This window comes from Aquabacterium soli, from assembly GCF_003933735.1.
Classification (GTDB): domain Bacteria; phylum Pseudomonadota; class Gammaproteobacteria; order Burkholderiales; family Burkholderiaceae_C; genus Aquabacterium; species Aquabacterium soli.
On the sequence record NZ_RSED01000002.1, the window covers coordinates 79166 to 101259 of the forward strand.

25 protein-coding genes and 1 tRNA gene are annotated in these 22094 nt (G+C 66.4%); 11 read left to right on the top strand and 15 right to left on the bottom strand.

What is annotated here, in order from left to right; all coding sequences use genetic code 11:
- Positions 1–19: 19 nt before the first annotated feature.
- Together msrB and EIP75_RS02560 are read right to left on the bottom strand one after the other, a co-directional pair.
- The gene (gene msrB / locus EIP75_RS02555) at positions 20–421 is read right to left on the bottom strand and encodes a peptide-methionine (R)-S-oxide reductase MsrB (protein ID WP_125241673.1); all 402 of its coding nucleotides are present in this window, start codon (positions 419–421) and stop codon (positions 20–22) included.
- Positions 418–1995: a protein adenylyltransferase SelO gene (locus EIP75_RS02560; protein ID WP_125241674.1), complete on the bottom strand. Its 1578-nt coding sequence runs from the start codon at positions 1993–1995 to the stop codon at positions 418–420. The genes msrB and EIP75_RS02560 overlap by 4 nt, the downstream gene beginning before the upstream one ends.
- 216 nt (positions 1996–2211) lie before the next feature.
- Between EIP75_RS02560 and EIP75_RS02565 the strand changes: the two genes are divergently transcribed.
- Positions 2212–3054, top strand: a complete 843-nt coding sequence (locus tag EIP75_RS02565) for an undecaprenyl-diphosphate phosphatase (protein ID WP_125241675.1) — start codon at positions 2212–2214, stop codon at positions 3052–3054.
- A gap of 68 nt (positions 3055–3122) precedes the next feature.
- On the top strand, positions 3123–3989 hold the full coding sequence (locus EIP75_RS02570) for a ferritin-like domain-containing protein (protein WP_125241676.1): 867 nt from the start codon (positions 3123–3125) through the stop codon (positions 3987–3989).
- Positions 3990–4004: 15 nt separating this feature from the next.
- Here EIP75_RS02570 and xerD read toward each other — a convergent pair whose 3' ends face one another.
- Together xerD and EIP75_RS02580 are read right to left on the bottom strand one after the other, a co-directional pair.
- On the bottom strand, positions 4005–4949 hold the full coding sequence (gene xerD / locus EIP75_RS02575) for a site-specific tyrosine recombinase XerD (RefSeq protein ID WP_125241677.1): 945 nt from the start codon (positions 4947–4949) through the stop codon (positions 4005–4007).
- Positions 4906–5532, bottom strand: coding sequence for a chalcone isomerase family protein (locus tag EIP75_RS02580; RefSeq protein WP_233584661.1), 627 nt, complete (start codon positions 5530–5532; stop codon positions 4906–4908). The genes xerD and EIP75_RS02580 overlap by 44 nt, the downstream gene beginning before the upstream one ends.
- Before the next feature lie 168 nt (positions 5533–5700).
- Here EIP75_RS02580 and EIP75_RS02585 point away from each other — a divergent pair, with 168 nt between their 5' ends.
- Positions 5701–6603, top strand: coding sequence for an AEC family transporter (locus EIP75_RS02585; RefSeq protein WP_125241679.1), 903 nt, complete (start codon positions 5701–5703; stop codon positions 6601–6603).
- A 22-nt stretch (positions 6604–6625) separates the two neighbouring features.
- Here EIP75_RS02585 and EIP75_RS02590 read toward each other — a convergent pair whose 3' ends face one another.
- Positions 6626–7882 (bottom strand): cystathionine gamma-synthase family protein, encoded by a 1257-nt coding sequence (locus tag EIP75_RS02590; protein WP_125241680.1) that lies wholly within the window; start codon positions 7880–7882, stop codon positions 6626–6628.
- A gap of 98 nt (positions 7883–7980) precedes the next feature.
- Between EIP75_RS02590 and EIP75_RS02595 the strand changes: the two genes are divergently transcribed.
- The 4 genes from EIP75_RS02595 (at position 7981) to EIP75_RS02610 (ending at position 11697) form a co-directional block, all read left to right on the top strand.
- Entirely contained in the window at positions 7981–8805 is an 825-nt protein-coding gene (locus EIP75_RS02595; protein ID WP_125241681.1) for a dienelactone hydrolase family protein, read from the top strand.
- A 106-nt stretch (positions 8806–8911) separates the two neighbouring features.
- Positions 8912–10201: an O-acetylhomoserine aminocarboxypropyltransferase/cysteine synthase family protein gene (locus EIP75_RS02600; protein ID WP_125241682.1), complete on the top strand. Its 1290-nt coding sequence runs from the start codon at positions 8912–8914 to the stop codon at positions 10199–10201.
- Between the two features lie 162 nt (positions 10202–10363).
- Positions 10364–11020 carry an RBBP9/YdeN family alpha/beta hydrolase gene (locus tag EIP75_RS02605; RefSeq protein ID WP_125241683.1) on the top strand — a complete coding sequence of 219 codons (657 nt, stop codon included), beginning with the start codon at positions 10364–10366 and terminating at the stop codon, positions 11018–11020.
- Positions 11021–11055: 35 nt separating this feature from the next.
- A complete protein-coding gene (locus EIP75_RS02610) occupies positions 11056–11697 on the top strand; it encodes a peroxiredoxin (protein WP_125241684.1) in 642 nt (213 codons plus the stop codon).
- Here the strand turns inward: EIP75_RS02610 and EIP75_RS02615 are convergent, their stop codons facing one another.
- Positions 11698–12072, bottom strand: a complete 375-nt coding sequence (locus tag EIP75_RS02615) for a RidA family protein (RefSeq protein WP_125241685.1) — start codon at positions 12070–12072, stop codon at positions 11698–11700.
- Positions 12072–12713, bottom strand: coding sequence for a YbhB/YbcL family Raf kinase inhibitor-like protein (locus EIP75_RS02620; RefSeq protein WP_125241686.1), 642 nt, complete (start codon positions 12711–12713; stop codon positions 12072–12074). Before EIP75_RS02620 ends, EIP75_RS02615 begins: the two co-directional genes overlap by 1 nt.
- 168 nt (positions 12714–12881) lie before the next feature.
- Between EIP75_RS02620 and EIP75_RS02625 the strand changes: the two genes are divergently transcribed.
- From EIP75_RS02625 to EIP75_RS02635, 3 genes are all read left to right on the top strand, one after another.
- Entirely contained in the window at positions 12882–14396 is a 1515-nt protein-coding gene (locus tag EIP75_RS02625; RefSeq protein ID WP_125241687.1) for a galactose oxidase early set domain-containing protein, read from the top strand.
- Positions 14397–14530: 134 nt separating this feature from the next.
- The gene (locus tag EIP75_RS02630) at positions 14531–14734 is read left to right on the top strand and encodes a ribbon-helix-helix domain-containing protein (RefSeq protein WP_125241688.1); all 204 of its coding nucleotides are present in this window, start codon (positions 14531–14533) and stop codon (positions 14732–14734) included.
- A gap of 119 nt (positions 14735–14853) precedes the next feature.
- Entirely contained in the window at positions 14854–15597 is a 744-nt protein-coding gene (locus tag EIP75_RS02635; RefSeq protein WP_125241689.1) for a hypothetical protein, read from the top strand.
- Between the two features lie 19 nt (positions 15598–15616).
- Here the strand turns inward: EIP75_RS02635 and EIP75_RS02640 are convergent, their stop codons facing one another.
- The 7 genes from EIP75_RS02640 to EIP75_RS02670 all read right to left on the bottom strand — a co-directional run bounded on the left by EIP75_RS02640 (position 15617) and on the right by EIP75_RS02670 (position 20898).
- Positions 15617–15934, bottom strand: a complete 318-nt coding sequence (locus EIP75_RS02640; RefSeq protein WP_125241690.1) for a DUF3325 domain-containing protein — start codon at positions 15932–15934, stop codon at positions 15617–15619.
- Positions 15927–17600, bottom strand: coding sequence for a PepSY-associated TM helix domain-containing protein (locus EIP75_RS02645; RefSeq protein ID WP_125241691.1), 1674 nt, complete (start codon positions 17598–17600; stop codon positions 15927–15929). Before EIP75_RS02645 ends, EIP75_RS02640 begins: the two co-directional genes overlap by 8 nt.
- 20 nt (positions 17601–17620) lie before the next feature.
- On the bottom strand, positions 17621–17920 hold the full coding sequence (locus tag EIP75_RS02650; protein ID WP_125241692.1) for an iron uptake protein: 300 nt from the start codon (positions 17918–17920) through the stop codon (positions 17621–17623).
- Between the two features lie 106 nt (positions 17921–18026).
- On the bottom strand, positions 18027–19676 hold the full coding sequence (locus EIP75_RS02655) for an isovaleryl-CoA dehydrogenase (RefSeq protein ID WP_125241693.1): 1650 nt from the start codon (positions 19674–19676) through the stop codon (positions 18027–18029).
- An 80-nt stretch (positions 19677–19756) separates the two neighbouring features.
- Positions 19757–20125 (bottom strand): nuclear transport factor 2 family protein, encoded by a 369-nt coding sequence (locus EIP75_RS02660; RefSeq protein WP_125241694.1) that lies wholly within the window; start codon positions 20123–20125, stop codon positions 19757–19759.
- Positions 20122–20328 carry a tautomerase family protein gene (locus EIP75_RS02665; protein ID WP_125241695.1) on the bottom strand — a complete coding sequence of 69 codons (207 nt, stop codon included), beginning with the start codon at positions 20326–20328 and terminating at the stop codon, positions 20122–20124. Before EIP75_RS02665 ends, EIP75_RS02660 begins: the two co-directional genes overlap by 4 nt.
- A 15-nt stretch (positions 20329–20343) precedes the next feature.
- Positions 20344–20898: a flavodoxin family protein gene (locus EIP75_RS02670; protein ID WP_125241696.1), complete on the bottom strand. Its 555-nt coding sequence runs from the start codon at positions 20896–20898 to the stop codon at positions 20344–20346.
- Positions 20899–20998: 100 nt separating this feature from the next.
- Here EIP75_RS02670 and EIP75_RS02675 point away from each other — a divergent pair, with 100 nt between their 5' ends.
- Positions 20999–21928 carry a LysR family transcriptional regulator gene (locus tag EIP75_RS02675; RefSeq protein WP_125241697.1) on the top strand — a complete coding sequence of 310 codons (930 nt, stop codon included), beginning with the start codon at positions 20999–21001 and terminating at the stop codon, positions 21926–21928.
- Between the two features lie 72 nt (positions 21929–22000).
- Here the strand turns inward: EIP75_RS02675 and EIP75_RS02680 are convergent.
- Positions 22001–22076 (bottom strand) — tRNA-His (locus tag EIP75_RS02680).
- Positions 22077–22094 lie beyond the last annotated feature (18 nt).

The window sequence follows — 22094 nt, forward strand, 5'->3', positions numbered from 1 at the left end:
GCAGTGCATCAAGGGAAAGTCAGCGAGGCTTGAAGTCTATCGCGGCGGAATTGATGCAGAAACGCTCGCCGGTGGGCGCCGGGCCGTCGTCGAACACATGGCCCAGGTGAGCCCCGCAATCCTTGCAGCGCACCTCGACCCGCACCATGCCGTGGCTGCGGTCTTCCACGCGCTCGATGATCTCGCCGCGGATGGGTTCGAAATAGCTGGGCCAGCCGCAGCCGGCGTCGAACTTGGTGCCCGAGTCGAACAGCGGCGCACCGCAGCACACGCAGCGGTAGATGCCGTCGGCGGTGTGGTCCCAGTACTTGCCGGTGAACGCATGCTCCGTGGCGGCATGGCGCGTGACCTGGTACTGCATGGGATCCAGTTGCTCGCGCCACTGGGCATCGGTTTTCTTGACCTTGTAGTCGTCGCTCATGATGAACAGGAGACCTCGATGGCATTGGCCCAGTCGGGCGGGAAATCGGCATCCCGGGCGTTGCCGGGCTGCTCGGTGAAGGGTTGCGTCAGGGCGCGATGCAGCCGGCGCACTTCGCTGAAATCACCGGCCTGCGCGGCTTGGATGGCGCTTTCGGCAAGATGGTTCCGCAGCACCATCCACGGGTTCACAGCGTCCATTCTGGCGCGGCGCGCGGCCTGGGCGTCGGCATCACCGGGGGCCCCCTCGAGGGACAGGCGCTGGCCATAGCGGTCGGCCCAGGCATCGAACGCGGCGCGGTCGACGAACAGATCGCGCACGGGCGCGTTCTCGGGCGCCTCGGCCGGCAGGTCGGCGCGCCAGGCGCCCAGACGGCGGAAGGTGATGCTGAAATCGGCACGCTGGCGCGCCATCAGCGCCAGCCAGTCCTGGATCAGGCCCACATCCTGCGGCTGCTGCGCTCCCTGCAGGCCCAGCTTGGCACGCCAGCGTGCGGTCATCTGTTCGGCATAGCGCGCCTCATAGGCCTTGAGGGCCTCAAGGATGCGCTCCTGCCCATCACTGCCCTTCTCGGCGGCATCAGGCACCAGGGCCGCCAACGCCTGGGCCAGCGCACCCACGTTCCAGAAGCCCACATCGGGCTGCTGCCGCCAGCGGTAGCGGCCCGAGTGATCGGAGTGGTTGCAGATGTGGTCCGGGTCGAAGCCATCGAGGAAGCCGTAGGGGCCGTAATCGATGGTCAGCCCCAGGATGGACATGTTGTCGGTGTTCATGACCCCGTGGCAGAAGCCCACCCCTTGCCACTGCGCCATCAGGTCGGCCGTGGTCAGGGCGGCATGCTGCAACAAGGCCACGGCACGTTCGGCGGGCTGGTCGGCCGCGCGTGGCAGGTCGGCGAACTGCGGCAGGTGGTGGTTTACCACGAAATCCACCAGCGCAGCCAGGGCCTGATGGTGGCCAGGCTGCCCGCTGTGGGCGAAGTGCTCGAAGTGGCCGAAGCGGATGAAGCTGGGCGCCACGCGCGTGACCACTGCGGCCGTCTCGGGGGTCTCGCGGTAGACCGGGTGCGGCGAAGCGGTCAGGCACAGCGCACGGCTGGTCGGGATGCCCAGCGCATGCATGGCCTCGCTACACAGGAACTCGCGGATCGATGAGCGCAGCACCGCACGGCCATCGCCGCGGCGCGAATACGGCGTCATGCCGGCGCCCTTGAGCTGCACCTCGCGCGGGCCCGCCGGGGTGTCGACCTCGCCGAGCAGCAAGGCGCGGCCGTCACCCAGTTGGCCAGCCCACACGCCGAACTGGTGCCCGCTGTAGACGGTGGACATGGGGCGCATACCGGGCCACACGGCATTGCCGGTGAACACCTCCAGCGCCTCTGGCCACTGCTGCCACCAGTCGCTGGGCCAGCCCAGCTCCTGCGCGGCACTGTCGCTGGTGTCCACCCACTGCGGCGCAGGCAGGGGCTGGCCGCGCTGCTCGGTGCCCAGCGGGACGCGCAGGTCGGAATCGGAAAGCTGCTGGCTCAGGACCGCGTAGCGGTTGAGCCACGCGTCGGCGGATGGCAAGGGCATGGTGGACAGCGGAACGAACGGAAAACAGGGAACCAGACGGCAGGAAGCGGCCTCAGAGGCACTTGCCTGCGACATCCACCCCGGATGCTGACACAGCCCGGCCACCGCGTGGTGCCCGGGGCCTTGGCCCCCCGCGACTCGGCGGGCGGGTGGTCACGGACGCTGGGTAAGATGCTCGCTGACCTGCCATATGAAGCTTGAACGGACAAATACAACGTGGATACCGTGCTGTTGATCAAAGCGGCCCTGATGGGCATCGTCGAGGGGCTGACGGAATTTCTGCCGATCTCCAGCACAGGGCACCTGATCCTGGCAGGTTCGTTGCTGGGATTCGGCCAGGACGTGGGGGCCGACAAGGCCAAGGTGTTCGACATCGCCATCCAGACCGGTGCGATCTTCGCGGTGGTGCTGGTGTACTGGCAACGGCTGGTGGACACGGCCCGGGGCATCGGCAGCGAGGCCCGCGCCCAGCGTTTCGCGGTCAACGTGATCGTCGGCTTCCTGCCAGCGGTGGTGATGGGCCTGCTGCTGGGCAAGGCCATCAAGGAAAACCTGTTCACCCCGCAGGTGGTGGCCACCACCTTCATCATCGGCGGCTTCATCATCCTGTGGGCCGAACGCCGGCCGGCCGCCCGCGCCACACCGCGCGTGGCCACGGTGGACGACATGAGCGTGCGCGACGCGCTGCTGGTGGGCCTGCTGCAGTGCCTGGCCCTGGTGCCGGGCACCAGCCGCTCGGGCGCCAGCATCATCGGCGGCATGGTGATGGGCCTGTCGCGCAAGGCGGCCACCGATTTCAGCTTCTTCCTGGGCATCCCCACGCTGATGGGTGCGGGCGCCTACAGCCTCTACAAGGAACGCCACCTGCTGTCGGTGGCCGACCTGCCGCTGTTCCTGGTCGGCCTGGTCTTCGCCTTCCTGTCGGCCTGGGTGTGCGTGCGCTGGCTGCTGCGCTACGTGTCCAGCCATGATTTCGTGCCGTTTGCGTGGTACCGCATCGTGTTCGGCGTGGTCGTGCTGCTGACATGGCACTTCGGCTGGGTCAACTGGGCAGACTGACGCGAACGAAGCAGGTCGGGCCGATGGGGTGGCCCTGGGAATGGGTCGAGGCCGCGCGACAATGAGGGATGACTGCCCTTGGGAATGATTCTGTGAGCGCCGAAGCACCTGCCTTGTCGTTGCGGCAGCAGGCGCTGGACGCACTGCTGCAGCCCAGCCCTGCCGCCAAGGCAGATGCTGCACGCGCGCTGCACCGTCAGGCACTCGCTCACCCAGCGTGGGCTGAAGAGAGCAGCACCGAAGGCCTCCTTAACCTCAGTGAGTCGCAGCGGGCCGCCCTGCCCGGCCGCCCTGCCAAGCCGGCGCTGGTGGCGGCCAAGGACGTCCCGACACGCTCCCCCTTCACCCTGGAAGGCCGTGCCGCCCTGCTGCACGCCATCTGCCACATCGAGTTCAATGCCATCAACCTGGCGCTCGATGCTGTCTGGCGGTTCGAGGGCATGCCGGCTGACTTCTATGCCGACTGGCTGCGCGTGGCCAGCGAAGAGGCGCTGCATTTCACGCTGCTGCGCGAGCATCTGCAGGGCCTGGGCCACGACTACGGCGATTTCGATGCGCACAACGGCCTGTGGGCCATGTGCGAGCGCACGGCCCATGACATCCTGGCGCGCATGGCCCTGGTGCCGCGCACGCTGGAAGCACGGGGCCTGGACGCGACGCCGCCCATCCAGGCCAAGCTGCGCAAGGCGGGGGACGAGGCCGCCGTCGGCATCCTCGACATCATCCTTCGTGACGAGGTGGGCCACGTGGCCATCGGCAACCGGTGGTTCCACCACCTGTGCGCACAGCAAGGGCTGGATCCGGTGGCGGTCTACCCGGATCTGGTTGTGCGCTACGAGGCGCCGCGCCTGAGGCCGCCTTACAACATGGAAGCCAGGCTGAAAGCCGGCTTCACCGACGCGGAGATGCGCTTCCTGCTCGGGGAAGATGGCTGAAATGACGGGATGCGGTCAAGCCGACTGCTCGCCGCCGCCCCTCGGGTGGTGCGCCAGGTGCAGTTGCTTGAGCCGCTCACGCGCCACGTGGGTATAGATCTGCGTGGTTGAAATATCCGCGTGCCCCAGCAGCATCTGCACCACGCGCAGATCGGCCCCGTGGTTGAGCAGGTGCGTGGCAAAGGCATGGCGCAACGTGTGCGGTGACAGGTGCTGGGTGATGCCGGCAACGATGCTGTACTTGCGGATCAGCTTCCAGAACATCTGGCGGGTCATGGCACCACCGCGCGCGGTGACGAACAGCGCATCGCTGACCTGCCCGCCCAGGATGGCGGCACGGGCCTCGTCGGCATAGCGTCGGAGCCATTCGCCCGCCTCCTGCCCGAAAGGCACCAGGCGCTCCTTGCTGCCCTTGCCCGTCACGCGCACCACGCCATCCGAGCGGGACACGTGCACGGCTTTCAGATCCACCAGCTCGCTCACGCGCAGGCCGCTCGCGTACATCAGTTCCAGCATGGCGCGGTCACGCAGGCCCAGCGGCTCGCCCAGGTCCGGCGCCTGCAGCAAGGCATCTACCTGGGTCTCGGTCAGCGTGGCGGGGGTGCGCAGGCGCTGGCGGGGCGGGTCGAGCTTGAGCGTGGGATCGGCCGTGGCCAGGTGCTCGCGCAAGGCCCAGCGGTAGAAGCGCCGGAACACGCTCAGCCGCCGCCCGGCTGAGCTCGGCTTGGAGCCTGCATGGCGCACGCTCACATAGCCCATCAGGTCGGTTTCTCGGGCCTGCACCAGCGGACGCCCTTCGGCATGGGCCAGCATCCACCCCGCCAGGGCCTGCAGGTCGCGGCGGTAGGCGGCCAGCGTATTGCCGCTCAGGCCGTCTTCCAGCCAGAGTGCATCGAGGAAGCGATCCAGGTGGGGGTCATTCGGCACGGCCACGCAGCATGCCTTCCTTGAGACGGGCATCCACCGGCCGCTCGCCGATGAAGATCTTGAGCAGGGCGCGGTAGAAATCCTCGCCCGCCACGGGCTCACCCACCGCCTTGCCGTTGTGCCGCAGTTGGGCACCCTGCCCCGGCACGAAATCCACGTCCAGCGCATCGCCCACCTTCAAGGTGCCCAGGCTGTCGATCAGGCCTGCGAACACCGCCATGCGCTCACCCAACTGGCCCTGCACAGCAGCCACTTCATTGCGGCGCACGCCCTTCGAGAAAGCCTTGGACAGCTCCTTGCTGGGAGCCTCCAGCATGATCTTCAGGCGCAGGCGTTTGGGGCCTTGCATGGCCATCAGTTGCCCCGGATCACGCGAGGGCGCGGCCACGTACAGCCCAGCCACGAAGGCCTTGATCCAGGCCACGCCGCGCAGGCCCAGGCCATTGAGGCGCAAGGTGCGGTCGGCCACCACCACGTTGTCATCGAAGCGCTGGCTTTCCAGGACCGCGGCGTGGGCCTGGGATACGCCCGGCAGATGGCCCACACCGGCCATGCCGGACATCACGGCCACCAGGGCGGCAACGCACCATGGCCGGCCGGCGGCCAACCCCCTCATCACGATTCGCGTCGTGTTCCACACAAGGCATCACCTTTCCAAATTGGGACAGCCATCCACCCGAGAAGAAGCCGTCCTGCGATTTTTCAACGTTTGGGGCGATTTCACGGCTGACAAGAGCGGGTTTGCCCCAGGCCGCAGGCGCGGCTGCGGTTAGGCTTGCGGCCCATGCTGGATCCGATTTTGTTGCTGCCCGATTTCGTTCTGATCATGACGGGCTTTGTGCTGTGCCGGTACACCCAGCTTCAGCGGCCCGTGTGGGACGTGGTCGAGCGCCTGGTGTACTGGCTGCTGTTCCCGACGCTGCTGTTCTCGTCCATCGTGCGCAGCCCCTTGCAGCCGGGCGATGCCGCTCCGTTGATGGCGGGTGGTCTGGTGGTGTGCGTGACCGGCATTGCACTGGCAACGGCGCTGCGGGCAGCGCCGGGCGTGGATGCGCGCCTGCATGCCAGTGGCGCGCAGGTGGCCTTTCGCTTCAACAGCTACATCGCGCTGGCACTGGCCGAGCGCCTGGCCGGCACCCAGGGCGTGGCTTGGGTGGCCTTGCTGATCGCACTGTGCGTGCCGCTGTGCAACGTGGGCGCAGTGTGGTCGCTGGCACGCCACGGCGGACACAGCCTGTGGCGGGAACTGGTCAGCAACCCCTTGATCGTGGGCACCGTGGCTGGACTGCTGGTCAAGCTCAGCGGCGTAGGCCTGCCCTGGTGGTTCCAGGAAAGCACCCACCGCATCGGCCAGGCTGCCCTGCCCCTGGGCCTGTTGGCCGTGGGCGCCGGTCTGCGGCTGACGGGCCTGACCGCCGCACCCGCGCTGGCCTCTGCTTTGCTGGCGATCCGGCACCTGGTGCTGCCGGCGCTGGCCTTGCCGCTGGGCATCTGGCTGGGCCTGTCGCTGCCGGAGCACACGCTGCTGGTGGCTTTCGCCGCGCTGCCCACCGCGTCCAGCGGCTACGTGCTGGCGGTGCGCATGGGCGGCAACGGCCCGTTCGTGGCGGGCCTGATCACGGTGTCGACGCTGCTGGGCATGGCCAGCGTGCCACTGTGGGTCGCGGCCCTGGGGTATTGGCGCTGACCTGGGCGCCAGCGCGGGGCCATCAGATCCTTGACAAGGCCTGCGCCAGATCGGCCTGCAGATCGGCCACGTCCTCGATGCCGACCGACAGGCGGATCAGCCCATCGGCGATGCCCATGGCCGCACGCCGCTCGGCCCCGGCCTCCCAGAAGATGGTGTGCGCCACCGGGATGGCCAGGGTGCGGTTGTCTGCCAGGTGGCTGGACAGGATCACCAGGCGCAGGGCATCCAGGAAGGTGAACACGTCGGCACCGGCCTGCAACTCGAAGCTCATCAAGGGCCCGAACCCCTGGTCGAGCAAGCCGGCAGCACGCTCATGCTGCGCGTGACCCGGCAGACCCGGGTAATGCACCGCGGCCACCTGGGGCTGCAGGGACAGCCACTGGGCCAGCGCCAGCGCGTTGGCACTGGCCTGCCTCACGCGCAGGCGCATGGTCTCGATGCCGATGGCGATGCGGTGGGCATCGTCGGCCCGCAAGGTGGCGCCCATGTCGCGCAGGCCCTTCTTGCGGATCTGCTGCAGGCCCCAGTTGCCCGGATCGCCTTTGCGGTAGGGCTCGGCGATGTTGGGGTAGCCAGACCAGTCGTACAAGCCGGTGTCCGTCACCGAACCGCCCAGCGCATGTCCGTGGCCGCCCATGCCCTTGCTGAGCGAATGCACCACCAGCGAGGCGCCTACTTCGCGCGGGCGCAGCAGCACCGGCGTGGTCATGGTGCTGTCGACCACATAGACCAGCCCTCGATCGGTGCACAGGGCGCCGATGCCCGCCAGATCGGCCACCTGCGTGCGCGGGTTGGCGATGGTCTCCACGAACACCAGCCGGGTTTCAGGGCGCAGTGCGGCCTGCACGTGGGCGGCATCGGTGGCGTCCACGAAACTCACCGACACGCCCAGCCCCTGCAGGGTCTGCAGCAGGCTGCTGGTGTTGCCGAACAGAAACTGGCTGCTGACCACATGATCGCCCGCGCGCAGCAAGGTCAGCAGCACGGCCGTGATGGCCGACATGCCGGTGGTGAAGCAGGCAGTGCCGCGCCCGCCCTCCAGCGCGGTGATCTTGGCCTCCAGCGCTGCCGTGGTGGGGTTGCCCTGCCGGGCGTAAACAAAGCCGGGCTGGGCGCCCTGGAACACGGCCACCAGGTCCTTGGCAGTCTTGAATGCGAAGGTGGCCGACGGGTGCAGGGGCTTGTGCACGGCAGCATGCTCATTGCCGATACGGCGATCGGCATGGAGCAGGCCGCTCAGGGTTGATTCGTCGGGGGGTGTCGTGCTGTGACTCATGAGGGCGCTGAAAGGGTATGTGGCGAGCCTGGCTCGCGGATGGTTTGATTGCACCACAATGCCCTCGGCCGACCAAGCGGCCGCCTGTACATCCCTCCATGACCCAAGCGCCCAGTTCACCCGACCACGCCCGTTTCGCGCGGGCCGCAGAGCCTGGCACACAGGCCCCGATCCACACCAGTTCGCAGGGCCTGCTGGCCGGCCCCGTGAAGATCCCCACGCAGGGCGGCACGATGCCGGCCTACCGCGCCGCGCCTGCCACGCCTGGGCCGCACCCGGTGGTGCTGGTCGTCCAGGAGATCTTCGGCCTGCATGAACACATCGAGGACGTGGTCCGGCGCCTGGCGAAGCAGGGCTACCTGGCCATTGCGCCCGCGCTCTATTTCCGACTGGGTGATCCAGCCCAGGTGGGCAGCATCGACGAACTGATGCAGCAGTACGTCTACAAGACGCCCGATGCGCAGGTGCTGGCCGATCTGGACGCCACCCTGGCGTGGGTGGATCAGCAGCAGTCCGGCAGCGCCAACCCGCTGGGCATCACCGGCTTCTGCTGGGGCGGGCGCATCACCTGGCTGTACGCCGCGCACCAACCCCGGGTGAAGGCGGCGGTGGCCTGGTATGGCCGACTGGAAGGCAAGACCTCGCCCTTGGCACCCAGGCAACCGGCCGATGTGGTGGGTGAGCTGAAAGCCCCGGTGCTGGGCTTGTATGGCGGCCAGGACACCGGCATCCCGGCGGACAGCGTCGAGCGCATGCAGGCGGCGCTGGCGCAGCACGGCCAAGGGGATTCGCAGATCCATGTCTACCCCGAGGCGCCCCACGCCTTCTTTGCCGATTACCGCCCCAGCTACCGCGCCCATGACGCGCGAGATGGCTGGCAACGCCTGCTGGATTGGTTCCAGCGCCACGGCGTGCGGCCATGACGCCCCTCAACATATGCGCTTTTCGCATTGAAACCTGAGGTTTCAGCGCTTTTGCGCAAAACGGATCCCCCCTAAGCTGGTCGCCCACACCCTAAAAGAGGCGACCATGAGCAAATCCGACTGGAAATTCGAGACCCTGTCCGTGCACGCCGGCTATTCGCCGGAGCCCACCACGCGCGCCGTGGCCGTGCCCATCTACCAGACGGCTGCCTACGCCTTCGACAGCGCCCAGCATGGCGCCGACCTGTTCGACCTGAAGGTGCCGGGCAACATCTACACCCGCATCATGAACCCCACGCAGGACGTGCTGGAGCAGCGCGTCGCCGCGCTCGAAGGCGGCGTGGGCGCCCTGGCGCTGGCCTCGGGACAGGCCGCGGTCACGTATTCCATCCTGACCATCGCTGAAGCGGGCGACAACATCGTGTCGTCCACCGCGCTCTACGGCGGCACCTACAACCTGTTCGCGCACACCCTGCCCCAGTTCGGCATCACCACGCGTTTCGCCGATCACCGCAACCCCGAGAGCTTCGAGCCGCTGATCGACGACCGCACCAAAGCGATCTTCGTCGAATCGCTGGGCAACCCCTCGGGCAACATCACCGACATCGCCAAGGTGGCGGAGATCGCCCACCGCCACGGCATCCCGCTGATCGTGGACAACACCGTGCCCTCGCCCTACTTGAGCCGGCCGATCGAGCACGGCGCCGACATCGTGGTGCACTCGCTGACCAAGTACCTGGGCGGCCATGGCACCAGCATCGGCGGCGCCATCGTCGATTCGGGCAAGTTCCCGTGGGCGCAGCACAAGCAGCGCTTCAAGCGCCTCAACGAGCCTGACGTCAGCTACCACGGCGTGGTCTACACCGAGGCCCTGGGGCCGGCGGCCTACATCGGGCGGGCTCGCGTGGTCCCGCTGCGCAACACCGGCGCGGCCATCTCTCCGTTCAACGCCTTCCTGATCCTGCAGGGGGTGGAGACGCTGGCCCTGCGCATGGACCGCATCAGCGACAACACGCTCAAGATCGCGCAGCGCCTCAAGCAGCACCCCAAGGTGAAGTGGGTGAACTACGCCGGCCTGGAAGACCACCCGGAAAACGCGCTGGTGCGCAAGTACCTGTCGGGCAAGGCCTCGGGCATCCTCACCTTCGGCATCGAAGGGGGCCGTGAAGGCGGCGCCCGCTTCCTGGATGCGCTGCAGCTCTTCACCCGCCTGGTCAACATCGGCGATGTGCGTTCGCTGGCCACGCACCCGGCATCGACCACGCACCGCCAGCTGTCGCCCGAAGAACTGGCCAAGACGGGCGTGACGGAAGACACCGTGCGCCTGTCGGTGGGCATCGAGCACATCGACGATCTGCTGGCCGATCTGGACCAGGCCCTGGCGCAGGCAGCCTGACACCCAGCACACAAGCCCTTCGCGGCTCAAAAGCGCCCTCCCCGGGCGCTTTTTGTCTTATGCGAACACCTTTCGCCATTGCGGATCGTTTATGCGCAAAACGATGACCCCCATGCAAAAGGATCGCTTCACGCCGCTTGGGTGGGTGCCTATCGTGAAGCCATGGACCAAGGCCTGCACCCTCTTTCGCTGATTCGCACCCAGGAACGCCGCTACGAAGGCGCGCCCGTGCGCATCCTGATCATTCCCGGGCTCAACGACAGCGGCCCCACGCATTGGCAGACCTGGCTGCAGACGCAGTACAGGGGCGCCGTGCGTGTGAAGCAGCGCCACTGGGACCGTCCCGATCTGGACACCTGGGCCGCCCGCATCACCGAGGTGGTGGACAGCGCCTCCGAGCAGACCACCTGGATCGCCGTGGCCCACAGCTTCGGCACGCTGGCCCTGGCCCACCACCTGGCCACCCGGCCGCGGCAGGCGCAAGGCCAGGCCCGCATCCACTCGGCCCTGCTGGTGGCCCCGGCCGACCCGATCAAGTTCGGCGTCGACGAGCGCCTGCCCCGCCATGGCCTGGGCATCCCGAGCACGCTGGTAGGCAGCGAGAACGACCCGTGGATGCCGCTGACGCGCGCCCAGCTCTGGGCCACCCACTGGGGCTCGCGCTTCCACAACCTCGGCCAGGCCGGCCACATCAATGCCGAGTCGGGCCATGGCCCCTGGCCCTGGGCCCGCTACAAGGTCGATCAACTGGTGCGCGACCAGCAGCGCCAGCGCCGCCTGGAGCGCGCCCACCCGCTCGAACTCAATTACGCCATTTGAATGACGGCCATCTGAACCAAGAAAGGACACATCACATGCCAAGCCTGCGCCTGGGCGACCCCGCCCCCGATTTTGAACAGGACTCTTCCGAAGGCCGCATCCACTTCCATGAGTGGCTGGGTGACAGCTGGGGCGTGCTCTTCTCGCACCCCGCCGATTTCACACCCGTGTGCACCACCGAGCTGGGCCTCACGGCCAAGCTGAAAGACGAGTTCGCCAAGCGCAACGTCAAGGTCATCGCCCTGTCGGTGGACACGGTCGAATCGCACAGCCGCTGGATCCCGGACATCAACAACACCCAGGGCACCACGGTCAACTTCCCGATCATTGCCGATGCCGACCGCAAGGTCTCCGAGCTCTACGACCTGATCCACCCGAACGCCAGCGCCACGGCCACCGTGCGCTCATTGTTCGTGATCGACCCGGCCAAGAAGATCCGCCTGGTCATCACCTACCCTGCCAGCACTGGCCGCAACTTCGACGAGATCCTGCGCGTGATCGACTCGCTGCAGCTCACCGAGTACCACAGCGTGGCCACGCCGGGCAACTGGAAGGACGGCGACGACGTGGTGATCGTGCCCTCGCTGCAGGATCCGGACGTGATCAAGCAGAAGTTCCCGAAGGGCTACACCGCCGTCACGCCCTACCTGCGTCTGACGCCCCAGCCCAACCGCTGATCAGGCCTGCTGGCGCGCGACCACCACCACCTCGATGCGCCAGCGCGGGTCGGCCAGCGCCGCCTGCACGGTCGCGCGGGGCGGTGTGTGACCCGGCACCACCCAGGCATCCCACACGGCGTTCATGCGCCCGATGTCGGTGATGTCCTTGAGGTAGATCTGCACGCTCAGCAGGTGCTGCTTGCTGCTGCCGGCCTCGGCCAGCAGGTGGTCGATGTGCCTCAGCACTTCGGCGGTCTGGCCTTCGATGTCGGCATCAGGCTGGTGCTCGGGCACCTGGCCGGCCAGGTACACCGTGCCGCCCGCGATGGCCGCCTCGCTCAGGCGCTTGCCTACGTGCAGGCGCTGGATGCCTGCCTCGATCCCGGCAGCCATCAAGCTTGCTCCTTCAGGCGCGGGTTGAGCGTGTACGTGCCGGTGATCTGGTCGCTGGCCAGCACATGGCCTTCGAGTGCAGCGCGCACCGCCGCGCCCGTCAGCACGCCGCCCACGTCCAGCCGCTCCACGTCCAGCGCGAACACCGTGAACACGTAACGGTGCACGATGCTGTCGTTCCAGGGCGGGCACGGGCCGTCGTAGCCGTAGTAGTCACCTTCCATGTCGTGGTCGCCCGCGAACCAGTTGGTGTAGTCGTTGATGCCATGGCGCCAGGGTTTGCCGCCCGGCGCCTGCGGGCCGGCCTTGCCCTTCGGGCTGACGGTGTGCGAATGGCTGCCCGCGGCGATCTCCTGCGTGTCGGCCGGCAGATCGATCAACACCCAGTGGAAAAAATCCACCCGGGGCAGGCTGGGCGGTACTTCACGCCCTTCCTGGTTCACGTCATCGCCCTGGCTGGGCACATCGGGGTCATGGCAGATCACGGCGAAGGACTGGGTACCCTGCGGCACCTCCGTCCATGCCAGATGCGGGTTGCGGTTGGCCGACAGGGTCACGTGCGACTTCGGGTCCATCACGGCAAAGGCGAACTCGCCAGGAATGGCGGCACCGTCGGTAAAGCTCTGGCTCGTGAGTTTCACAGGGGTCTCCAAAAGGCTGAGGGGTTCAGGTCATGCCTGAACCGAAACAAACGCAGCGCCGGGGCAGTTCGTGAAGCCCCCGCGATCAAGGGTTGACCCCAAAGTATCACCCCTCTTACCCTTCGTGCGCATAGACACATCAGAAACAAAAACAAACAAGGGGTTTGAATGACGAAGCGTCTGCCTGCCAGCCGCCGACTTGCGTCGGCCGCGTCACTCCTGAGCCTGAGCGCCAGCCTGCTCACCGGCCTGGCCACGCACACCGCCCAGGCCGCGCCCTGGGATTCGTTCACCAAGGGCTCCATGGGCCCGGTGGTCAACTGGCCGCTCATCCCGATCCACGTGGTGCTGCTGCCTGATGGTCGCGTGATGAGCTACGGCACCGATGCCAAGGGCGTGCAGACCGGCCAGTTCATCTACGACGTGTGGGATCCGAAGCTGGGCACCGGCACGCCGTCGCACCTGGTGCTGCCCAACACCACGGGAACCGACACCTTCTGCAGCGCGCAGATCATCGTGCCGGCCAGCGGCGCGGTGTTGCTGGCTGGTGGCGACAAGACCGTCAATGGCGTGCGCAACTACTCGGTCAACGACGTCAACCTGTTCGACTACCGCAGCTCGGCCCTGTACCAGGCGCCACAGCCCATGCGCGACGTGCGCTGGTACCCGACCGTGGTCACGCTGGCCAGCGGGCAGGTGCTGGTGCTGGGCGGGCGCGCCTCGCTGACGGAGCTGTCCGTGCCCACGCCCGAGCTCTATACCGAAGGCCAGGGCTGGCGCAGCCTGGAAGGGGCCGCCAGCGACGATGCCTATGGCAGCCGCAACTGGAGCTACCCCCTGGCGTGGCAGGCCCCCAATGGCCGCGTCTTCGTGACGACGATCTGGGGCGGCACCTACTACATGGACCCAGCCGGCAACGGCGCCATCGCCAAGACACCCCTCACCCTGCCCGCCGGTGACTACTACCTGCCCAGCGTGATGTACGCGCCCGGCAAGATCCTGTCCTTGCGGAAATCCAACCGCGCGCTGGTGATCGACCTCAACGGCAGCCAGCCCACCTCGACCGCCGCCACCGGCGTTGGCCAGGACCGTTACCACGGCTCGGCCACCGTGCTGGCCGATGGCAAGGTCTTCGTCAGTGGCGGCTCGATCTGGTCCAACATCGCCTTCGGTGTGGCCTACTCCGGCAAGATCTGGGATCCGGCCACCGGCAAATGGGCGGCCACGACCACTGCGAAAAAGATGCGCCTGTACCACTCGGTGTCGCTGCTGCTGCCCGATGCGACCGTGCTCACGGCCGGCGGCGGCGCCCCCGGCCCGGCAACCAACCTCAACGCCGAGATCTACACCCCGCCCTACCTGTACAAGAAGGACTGGACGGGCACCCTCGCCCCCCGTCCATCGATCACCAATGCCCCCACGGCCCTGACCTGGAAGCAAGGCTTCAAGGTGGATGTGAGCACCACGGGCATCAGCCGCGTCACCCTGGTCAAGACCGGCTCGGCCACCCACACGGTGGATTTCGACCAGCGCTTCCTGCCGTTGAACTTCAGCGCCAGTGGCAAGGTGCTCACGGTCACCGCGCCGCCTGCCGCCGAGGTGGCCCCCCCGGGCTACTACATGCTGTTCGTGTTCGACAGCGCAGGGGTGCCTTCGGTGGCGCGCATCGTGCGATTGGGCTGAGTCACTCGATTGCCTGCCGGGTACCAGTTTTCGCAAAACGAAATCGTCTTTTTCACTTTTTTAATAACGATTCAGAACGGCTTAAAGCATTCGCAGGGGCGTCCTTCTACGATAGCGTCATTGGAAGGACAGGCATGCAGTACACCGTTTACATCGATGACCAGACCAGCCGGCAACTCAGCGAAGCCGCGCTGAAGCGGGGCGCCAACCGCAACGCCATCATCCTGCAGGCCCTTCAGGAATGGCTTGCGGCCCAGAAGGCCGCAGAAGCTCTTGATCAATCCAGCACGCGGCAGAAAAGCGGCGGCGAACAGCTGATGAGCGCCTCGTATTACTGAGTACCTGCCGAGTCCACAGGCCTGAAGCGGGCCTGCTGCCACAGCGCCCCCCCGAAACGCCGATGCCCACGCATCGGCGTTCTGCCTTGTGCAGCACGCCCAAGGCTATGCTTGCGCTCATGAGCAGACTGCAAGCCCAATGGCGGCGCCTTTACGCCCTCCCGTCCCCGCAAGGCGATCACACACAGGGCCCCGATTTGGTGGGCCCACAAGGGCAGGTACGCGCCCTGGTGCTGCAACTCGCACGCCCGGCGGACTGGCCGGCCATGGCCCATCTGTGGCAAGGCGTGCAGGATGACCTGAACCTGCCGGCGCCAGCCATTGCCGTCAATGGGGTGGACGGCTATCAGCTGTGGTTCTCGGTGTCGCAGGCCATCACCGCCGACCAGGCCCATGGCTTTCTGACGCTTCTGTGCCATCGCTATTGGGCAGAGGTTCCTGCAGAGCGGGTGTCCTTGATGCCCTTGGCCCAAGGCGGCACACCGCCAACCTGGCGACATGCCGCGCCCGTGCCGGCACCTGCCCGCATGGCAGGCCAGTGGTCCGCATTCGTCGCGCGAGACCTGGCCCCCGTCTTCAACGACAGCCCGTGGCTGGACATCCCTCCCAACCCGGAGGGCCAGGCCGATCTGCTGCTCCGCCTGCGCAGCATCGAACATGATGAGCTGGTGGCTTTGCTGGGCGCTTCCGCGCCTGCCCATGCTGCCTCGGCAGGATCCCACACGAGCCCCGACCCGCTCGTGCCGCAGGCGCCGCCTCAAGACGCGCATCAGTTTCTCTTGCGGGTGATGAACGATCCCACGGTTGAACTGGCCCTGCGCATTGAAGCTGCCAAAGCCTTGCTGCTCCAGCCACCGGCATAGCCGTCGGCCGTGACTGGCGTCAGGCCGGCAATCTGCGCAGCCAGTGCGGGCGCCAGGTCAGTGTGAAGGCCACGGTCACCGCAGCGGCGGCCAGCATCATCACCCACACCAAGGTGGCCATGGACGCGTGGTCCACCTTCAGGCACAGCCCGAACGACACGGCCAGCCCCAGGCTTCCCAGCACACGCAGGCGCCGGATCACAGACACCGGTTGCTGAGCACGGCCGCGCACCTGCTCCCAGTGCGAATCAAGGCTCAGCGCAAACCAGCCCATGCCCACCAAGGCAGCCACGAAGGCGCCCAACAGCAGCCATGTGGCCATCAAATCGTCAGACATGGGCCGCCTCCACCCGGTGGGCCGCCACGGCAACACCGTCGCCAGACTTCAGCCGGCGCGCGGTCAGCACGGCCACCAGGGCACTCGCCAGCATGAACAGGTCCACCCCCGCCACCGGCCAGTAACCCGCGCCCAGCGTCTTGATCAGGTGATCGCCCGTGGTCACCCAGTTCAGCACCACGGCCAGCACGGCCATGGCAGCCACGACCCAGCACTGCTCGCGCCATGCGGGGTTCGCCAGGCCTTGCGCCACCGGTGCGCTGCGCACGAACGCATGGGCCAACGCCAGCGTCCAGGTGCCCCAGAAAATGTAGCGTTCCATGTCGCCCTTGCCTGGCCAGCCTGCCGGCAGGGCATCGGGCAGCAGGCGGTTGGCGATCAGTATGCCGAGCGTGGCGAGCAGCATGCCCGTGACGGTGGTGACCGCCAGAGCATCCACCACGCGGCTGCCCTGGCTGCCTTGCCTGGCGTGCTGCTTCTTGCGCTTTTCAACGAAGAAGACGAAGCCCGTGGCAATGCAGGCGCAGCCCAACAATCCCCCCACCACGTACAGCCATCGCAGCAGCCAATGCCGGAAATGCTGAAGGTGCAGCCCGGTCAGGAAGGTGTTGATGCTGTCCACGGCGGTCTGTGGCGGGTCTTCGCGCAGCACCTCGCCCGTGCTGGCCTTGAAGTGGATGCCCTCACCCGTGAGCGCGATGCGGTCGGTGCCGGCACGGTAGATGCTGACGTAGCCGTTGGCATCGTTGACATGGCGCACGGCCAGGAAGCCGACATCGCCCGCCATGCCCTTGGCAGCCCAGCGACGCTGTGCCTCGGCCACCATGGCGTCCACTGATGCGATGGTGCCCGGCACGCCCGCCCGGTCATGGGGCAGACCGGTCTCTGCGGCCTCGTGCTTCTCATGCAGTTCATGCAGCGGCTCGAGCTGGGTATGGGTGATCGGGAAATAGATGCCCGTGAAGATCACCAGCCCTGTGAAGGCGAAGAAGAAATGGAAGGGCAGTGCCACCACGCCGGTGAGGTTGTGCAGATCAAGCACGCTGCGCTGCGTGGCCTTCTTGGGGCGGAACGTGAACAGCTCGCGGAAGATCTTGCGGTGCATGACCACGCCGCTGACCAGCGCCGCCAGCATGATGAGGGCCGAGAAGCCGACGATCCAGTAGCCCAGGTCCTTCCAGTGGAAGGTCAGGCTGTAGTGCATCGGGTAGAAGAACTGGCTGCCGATCTTGAGATGGTCATCAGGCAGCGAGGCGCCGGTGCGCGGATCGATCGTGCGGTTGGCCCAGATGTTGGTCTCTGGCTCCTTGGCGTTGGGCACCTCGTAGCCGGCGAACACGCCCAGCACCGGATCACGGTGGGTGGTGTAGGCGCCCCATGTCGAGATCGTCTCGAAGCGCTCGGGCAAGGGGCCATTGACCTGCGGCCGCATGGCATCGATGCTCTCGCGCGTGGGCTGCATGCTCTCGAAGACCGGCTTGAGGATCTTGTCGAACGAAGGCATGGGCTGCGGTTCGAAGCGCGAGGCAGGCACGGCCCAGCGGTCGATCTCTCGGTCGAACACCGAGAGTGCACCGAAGAAGAAGGCGATCATCAACACGAAGCCCAGCACCAGGCCGAACCAGGTGTGCAGCCAGGCCATGCTGAGGCGGAAGTTCGAGAACATGGTCGGTCTCTCCTGCAATCTCAGAGCAAGGACTGCTGAACCAGCGAGGCGGCACCGGCCATCAAGGCACCGCCGCCGGCCAACACCAGCCAGACACGCCACAGACTGCGCGCGGCGAAGGCCCACAGGAAGAGCCCAAGGAACACCAGGAAGCCCACAATGGCGCTCAGGTGCTCTGCATCGTGAAATTCCATGCTTGTGGCGAACAGCGAGGCCATGCCCAGGGCCATCAGCCCCCACGTGAAGGCATAGCCGCCCAGCATGGCGGCTGAGATGCGGGAAACCAGTTGCCAGCGGTAGGCAGCCGCGGTGGAGCTCATGTCACGGTTCACTTCTGAGGGATAACGGCCCAGGAGCCGCCCCCAAAAGGGCAACTCACACTGGGAATCATTCTCATTATCTCTGAAGAGCGGCCCCGCGGGCGCCTCACACCCCTGGCATGGCCCGGTCAATCAGCGATTTCAGCGGCGCACGGGGTGCCAGGGTGCCGTAAGCCAGGCCCTGCTCGCCGCCCAGGCGGGCCTGGCAGAAGGCATCGGCGATCTCTCCCTGACCTGCCTTGAGCAGCGTGGCGGCCTGAAGCGCCAGTGCAGCACGTTCGACCACCAGGCGGCTTCTCAACTCCAGCGTGCCCAGGTCGTCGAACGAATCCTTCAGCCATTGCAAATGGCGGTCGTAGGCTTGATTGGCACCACGGGCGCCCTGCAACTCGGCGAAGAGCGCTTCTCGCACCTCCGGGTCCTTCTGCAGGGCCCGCAGCACGTCCAGGCACTGCACATTGCCGCTACCCTCCCAGATGGAGTTCAGCGGCGCCTGGCGGTACAGGCGCGGCAGGATGTTCTCTTCCACATAGCCGATGCCGCCCAGGCACTCCTGCGCTTCGTTGACGAAGGCAGGTGCGCGCTTGCAGATCCAGTACTTGCCCACCGCCGTGGCGATGCGTGCAAGAGCAGCCTCGTGCGCATCGCGAGGGGCGGCGTCCACCGCCCGGGCCACCCGCATCGACAAGGCGACCGCCGCTTCGCTCTCGAGCGCCAGATCGGCGAGCACGTTGCGCATCAGCGGCTGGTCCAGCAGGAGGCGGCCAAAAGCCTTGCGCTGGCTGGTGTGGTGAAGGGCCTGCACCAGGGCCTGCCTCATCTGTGCGGACGAGCCCAGCATGCAGTCCAGCCGGGTCAGCTTGACCATCTCGATGATGGTGGGAACGCCCCGCCCTTCCGCCCCGACCAGGTGGGCCGTGGCGCCCTGGAACTCGACCTCGGACGAGGCATTGCTCCAATCGCCCAGCTTGTCCTTCAGGCGCTGGATCCGGACCGCGTTCAAGGAGCCATCGGGCAGCACGCGAGGCATCAGGAAGCAGCTCAGTCCCCCATCGGCCTGGGCCAACACCAGATGGGCATCGCACATCGGGGCAGAGAAGAAGAACTTGTGCCCGACGATCTCGTGGCTGCCGTCGGCCTGGCGCATGGCCCTGGAGGTGTTGCTGCGCACGTCGGAGCCGCCCTGCTTCTCCGTCATGCCCATGCCCATGGTGCAGGCGGTTTTCTGGTCGGCGGGCAAGGTCCGCGGGTCGTACTCGTTCGCGGTCAGGCGAGGGATCCACTGTTCGGCCAGCGTCGGTGAATGGCGCAGCGTGGGGATGGCCGCGTGCGTCATCGTCAAGGGGCAACCGGTGCCCGCATCGGGCTGGCTGTTGAGGTACATCAGCGCCGCCCGCACGACATGGGCACCCGGCTGGTCTTCATGCCGCCAGGAAAAGCTGTGCACTTCGCTGCGCATCGCCTGGCCCATCAGATCGTGATAGGCGGGGTGGAACTCGACATCGTCGATGCGGCGCCCGTGGCGGTCGAAGGTGCGCAGCACCGGACGATGGCGGTTGGCCAGATCACCCTGTTCCATCATTTCACCGCCAACCAGGGCGCCGTGGCGGGCCAGCTGCTCGCCAGCCCAGGCACCGCCGTTCAGGCCAACGGATTCACGAAGGGGCTGGTCACTGAGCCAGCTGTTCAGGCTGGGCAGTGGCGAGGGCTGGTTCTGGACCTCGTGCGTGCTGAAACAGGATTTGATGGAAGACATGGGGCAAGCTGCGTCGTTAAGGGAACACAGCCGAAAATTACATATAACTGCATTGAAAGTCAAATTGTGTAATCTAGTACTCACAGGTAGTGAAACACCTTGGCCACGATCTGCCACCGCCCCTCCAGCTTCACCAGCGTCAGGAAGTCGGTGAACTGCTTTGCCGGTATCGAACACTCCACCTTCGCGAAGGCCGTCACCGGCCCGGCCAGCTCGATGCCCAGGATGCGGTCAGTGCGCTGGTGACCCTGGCTGGCCGGCGACGGACGCTGGTCGACCATCGGGAAGTACTGCGCCATGTCCAGCATCACCAAGTGCCCATCCGTTGCGCAGCAGTAGTGGGCCTGCGGATGGAACACACGCTGGAGCCGTGACGTATCGCTGTGGTGAAGACCATCGAAATACTCGCCGAGCACCGACACGATGTCGTCGAACGCTTGGCCGCTCATGCTGCGCGCCTCGCCCTGTGCTCCGGCACGCTCAGCCCGCCAAGGCCCCAATTGTCCGGATCGACCTCGTCGATCACCACATGCGTGGTGGCGGGATCTTTGTCCAGGATGCGCACCAGCAGTCCGGTCACGCCGGCGATCAGTGCAGCCTTTTGTTCGCGTGTCACGCCTTCGCGCGTGACCTTGATATTGACGTAGGGCATGTCTGGGCTCCCTGGTCAGTTGTAGCGGCGCACCAGGGCCGCCACACGTTCACCGAACGCACGGGCAGTGAGCAGATCGCCCAAGGCCAGCTCGTCCACACTGGCATCCGAAGGCGTGGCAGCCATCAGGCCGGCAAACGAAGCCAGGTAGTTGATGTCGTCACGCGTAGAGGTCTTGGCGTTTGCCGGCGGCATGCCCGTGCCCATCCACAGCATGCCGTGCTGCTGCGACAGCGTGAACATCGCGTGCAGCGTTGCCAGCTTGTCACCATTGATGCCGGCACTGTTGGTGAAACCCGCCGCCAGCTTGTCCTTCCAACCCTGCTGGCTCCACACGCCGGCGCTGGCGTCGGCAAATCTCTTGAACTGCCAGCTCACATTGCCCATGTAGGTGGGTGAGCCGAACACGATGGCCCGAGATGCCGCAAGCTGCGCCCAGCCCTCAGGCGACAGCTCTCCGTGCTGGTCTATGGCCAGCAGTGCGCCGCCACTGCCCTGGGCCACGGCCTGGGCCAACTTTTCCGTGTGGCCGAAGCCGCTGTGAGAGACGATGCTGATCAAGGATGACATGGTGACGCCCGGTTCCAGTGGATGAATGAACCGAGCTTATTCATTACCTCCAAGTCGATAAACTAGCCCTCATGCATTTCATTCATTACATAAGGTAAACATGCATCGCGACACCTCGGGGGTGATGCTGGGCAGCATCGAACTGTTCTGCACGGCGGCGGAACTTGAAAGCTTCACCGCCACGGCAGCCAGGGCAGGCATCACGCCTGCGGCCGTCAGTCGTGCCATCAGCCGCCTTGAAGAGCGCCTCGCCGTGCGGCTCTTCGTGCGCAGCACCCGCAAGATCCGGCTGACCGATGCAGGCCGCGCCTACCACGCGCAATGCAGGCAGGCACTCTCACAACTCTTCGAGGCGGAACGCGAACTGACGGGCCAGCAGACCGAGCCAGCCGGCTTGATCCGCATCAGCGCCCCCACCACGTTCGGACACTCCGTTCTGCTGCCGCTCCTGCCCAGCTTTCGGGCGCGCTACCCCAAAGTGCGGCTGGAGGTGCAGGTGAGCAACCGCAATGCGGATCTCATGGAAGAAGGTTTCGACCTGGCCATCCGCGCCCGTGTGCAGCCCGATTCCGGCCTGGTGGCGCGCCCGTTGATGGACGCCGGCCTGGTGGTGGTCGGGTCGCCCTCGTACCTTCAGGGGGCCGGCAGGCCTGAGTCGCTGGACGACCTGGCCTCGCATGAGTGCATCCAGTTCCTGCTGCCGCGCACCGGGCAGCGTGTGCCCTGGGAGTTCTGCCAGGACGGCCAGGATGTGCAGATCGAAACCAGTGGCAGCTACACGGTGGCCGAAGACGTTCTGGCCACCATCAGCCTGGCCCGTGCGGGTGCGGGGCTGGCGCAGGTGCACCGCTTTGTGGTGGCCCGGGATCTGGCGCAAGGCACACTGATTGAAGTGCTGCAGCGCCACGGCGGCCGCTCCCGGCCTTTCTCCGTGCTCTACCCGGCATCCAGGCACATGCCGCTTCGGGTCCGGCTTTTCATCGACTTCCTGGTCGAGCACTCACCGCGGGCACAGGCACAGGCTGCGTGAAAGGTGAGGCGCCAAACAAAAATGCCCGACTTCCGGGGAAGTCAGGCATTTGCGGATTCGGCAATCATTCGATGGGGTGGCTGATGGGACTCGAACCCACGACAACCAGAATCACAATCTGGGACTCTACCAACTGAGCTACAGCCACCGTCGAAAGACTGAGATT

What these genes read in the sequence shown, in the direction of transcription:
- msrB (WP_125241673.1), bottom strand. Translation starts at nt 421, where the DNA reads ATGAGCGACGACTACAAGGTCAAGAAAACCGATGCCCAGTGGCGCGAG.
- EIP75_RS02560 (WP_125241674.1), bottom strand. Translation starts at nt 1,995, where the DNA reads ATGCCCTTGCCATCCGCCGACGCGTGGCTCAACCGCTACGCGGTCCTG.
- EIP75_RS02570 (WP_125241676.1), top strand. Translation starts at nt 3,123, where the DNA reads ATGACTGCCCTTGGGAATGATTCTGTGAGCGCCGAAGCACCTGCCTTG.
- xerD (WP_125241677.1), bottom strand. Translation starts at nt 4,949, where the DNA reads ATGCCCGTCTCAAGGAAGGCATGCTGCGTGGCCGTGCCGAATGACCCC.
- EIP75_RS02580 (WP_233584661.1), bottom strand. Translation starts at nt 5,532, where the DNA reads ATGAGGGGGTTGGCCGCCGGCCGGCCATGGTGCGTTGCCGCCCTGGTG.
- EIP75_RS02585 (WP_125241679.1), top strand. Translation starts at nt 5,701, where the DNA reads ATGCTGGATCCGATTTTGTTGCTGCCCGATTTCGTTCTGATCATGACG.
- EIP75_RS02590 (WP_125241680.1), bottom strand. Translation starts at nt 7,882, where the DNA reads ATGAGTCACAGCACGACACCCCCCGACGAATCAACCCTGAGCGGCCTG.
- EIP75_RS02595 (WP_125241681.1), top strand. Translation starts at nt 7,981, where the DNA reads ATGACCCAAGCGCCCAGTTCACCCGACCACGCCCGTTTCGCGCGGGCC.
- EIP75_RS02600 (WP_125241682.1), top strand. Translation starts at nt 8,912, where the DNA reads ATGAGCAAATCCGACTGGAAATTCGAGACCCTGTCCGTGCACGCCGGC.
- EIP75_RS02605 (WP_125241683.1), top strand. Translation starts at nt 10,364, where the DNA reads ATGGACCAAGGCCTGCACCCTCTTTCGCTGATTCGCACCCAGGAACGC.
- EIP75_RS02610 (WP_125241684.1), top strand. Translation starts at nt 11,056, where the DNA reads ATGCCAAGCCTGCGCCTGGGCGACCCCGCCCCCGATTTTGAACAGGAC.
- EIP75_RS02615 (WP_125241685.1), bottom strand. Translation starts at nt 12,072, where the DNA reads ATGGCTGCCGGGATCGAGGCAGGCATCCAGCGCCTGCACGTAGGCAAG.
- EIP75_RS02625 (WP_125241687.1), top strand. Translation starts at nt 12,882, where the DNA reads ATGACGAAGCGTCTGCCTGCCAGCCGCCGACTTGCGTCGGCCGCGTCA.
- EIP75_RS02630 (WP_125241688.1), top strand. Translation starts at nt 14,531, where the DNA reads ATGCAGTACACCGTTTACATCGATGACCAGACCAGCCGGCAACTCAGC.
- EIP75_RS02635 (WP_125241689.1), top strand. Translation starts at nt 14,854, where the DNA reads ATGAGCAGACTGCAAGCCCAATGGCGGCGCCTTTACGCCCTCCCGTCC.
- EIP75_RS02640 (WP_125241690.1), bottom strand. Translation starts at nt 15,934, where the DNA reads ATGTCTGACGATTTGATGGCCACATGGCTGCTGTTGGGCGCCTTCGTG.
- EIP75_RS02645 (WP_125241691.1), bottom strand. Translation starts at nt 17,600, where the DNA reads ATGTTCTCGAACTTCCGCCTCAGCATGGCCTGGCTGCACACCTGGTTC.
- EIP75_RS02650 (WP_125241692.1), bottom strand. Translation starts at nt 17,920, where the DNA reads ATGAGCTCCACCGCGGCTGCCTACCGCTGGCAACTGGTTTCCCGCATC.
- EIP75_RS02655 (WP_125241693.1), bottom strand. Translation starts at nt 19,676, where the DNA reads ATGTCTTCCATCAAATCCTGTTTCAGCACGCACGAGGTCCAGAACCAG.
- EIP75_RS02660 (WP_125241694.1), bottom strand. Translation starts at nt 20,125, where the DNA reads ATGAGCGGCCAAGCGTTCGACGACATCGTGTCGGTGCTCGGCGAGTAT.
- EIP75_RS02665 (WP_125241695.1), bottom strand. Translation starts at nt 20,328, where the DNA reads ATGCCCTACGTCAATATCAAGGTCACGCGCGAAGGCGTGACACGCGAA.
- EIP75_RS02670 (WP_125241696.1), bottom strand. Translation starts at nt 20,898, where the DNA reads ATGTCATCCTTGATCAGCATCGTCTCTCACAGCGGCTTCGGCCACACG.
- EIP75_RS02675 (WP_125241697.1), top strand. Translation starts at nt 20,999, where the DNA reads ATGCATCGCGACACCTCGGGGGTGATGCTGGGCAGCATCGAACTGTTC.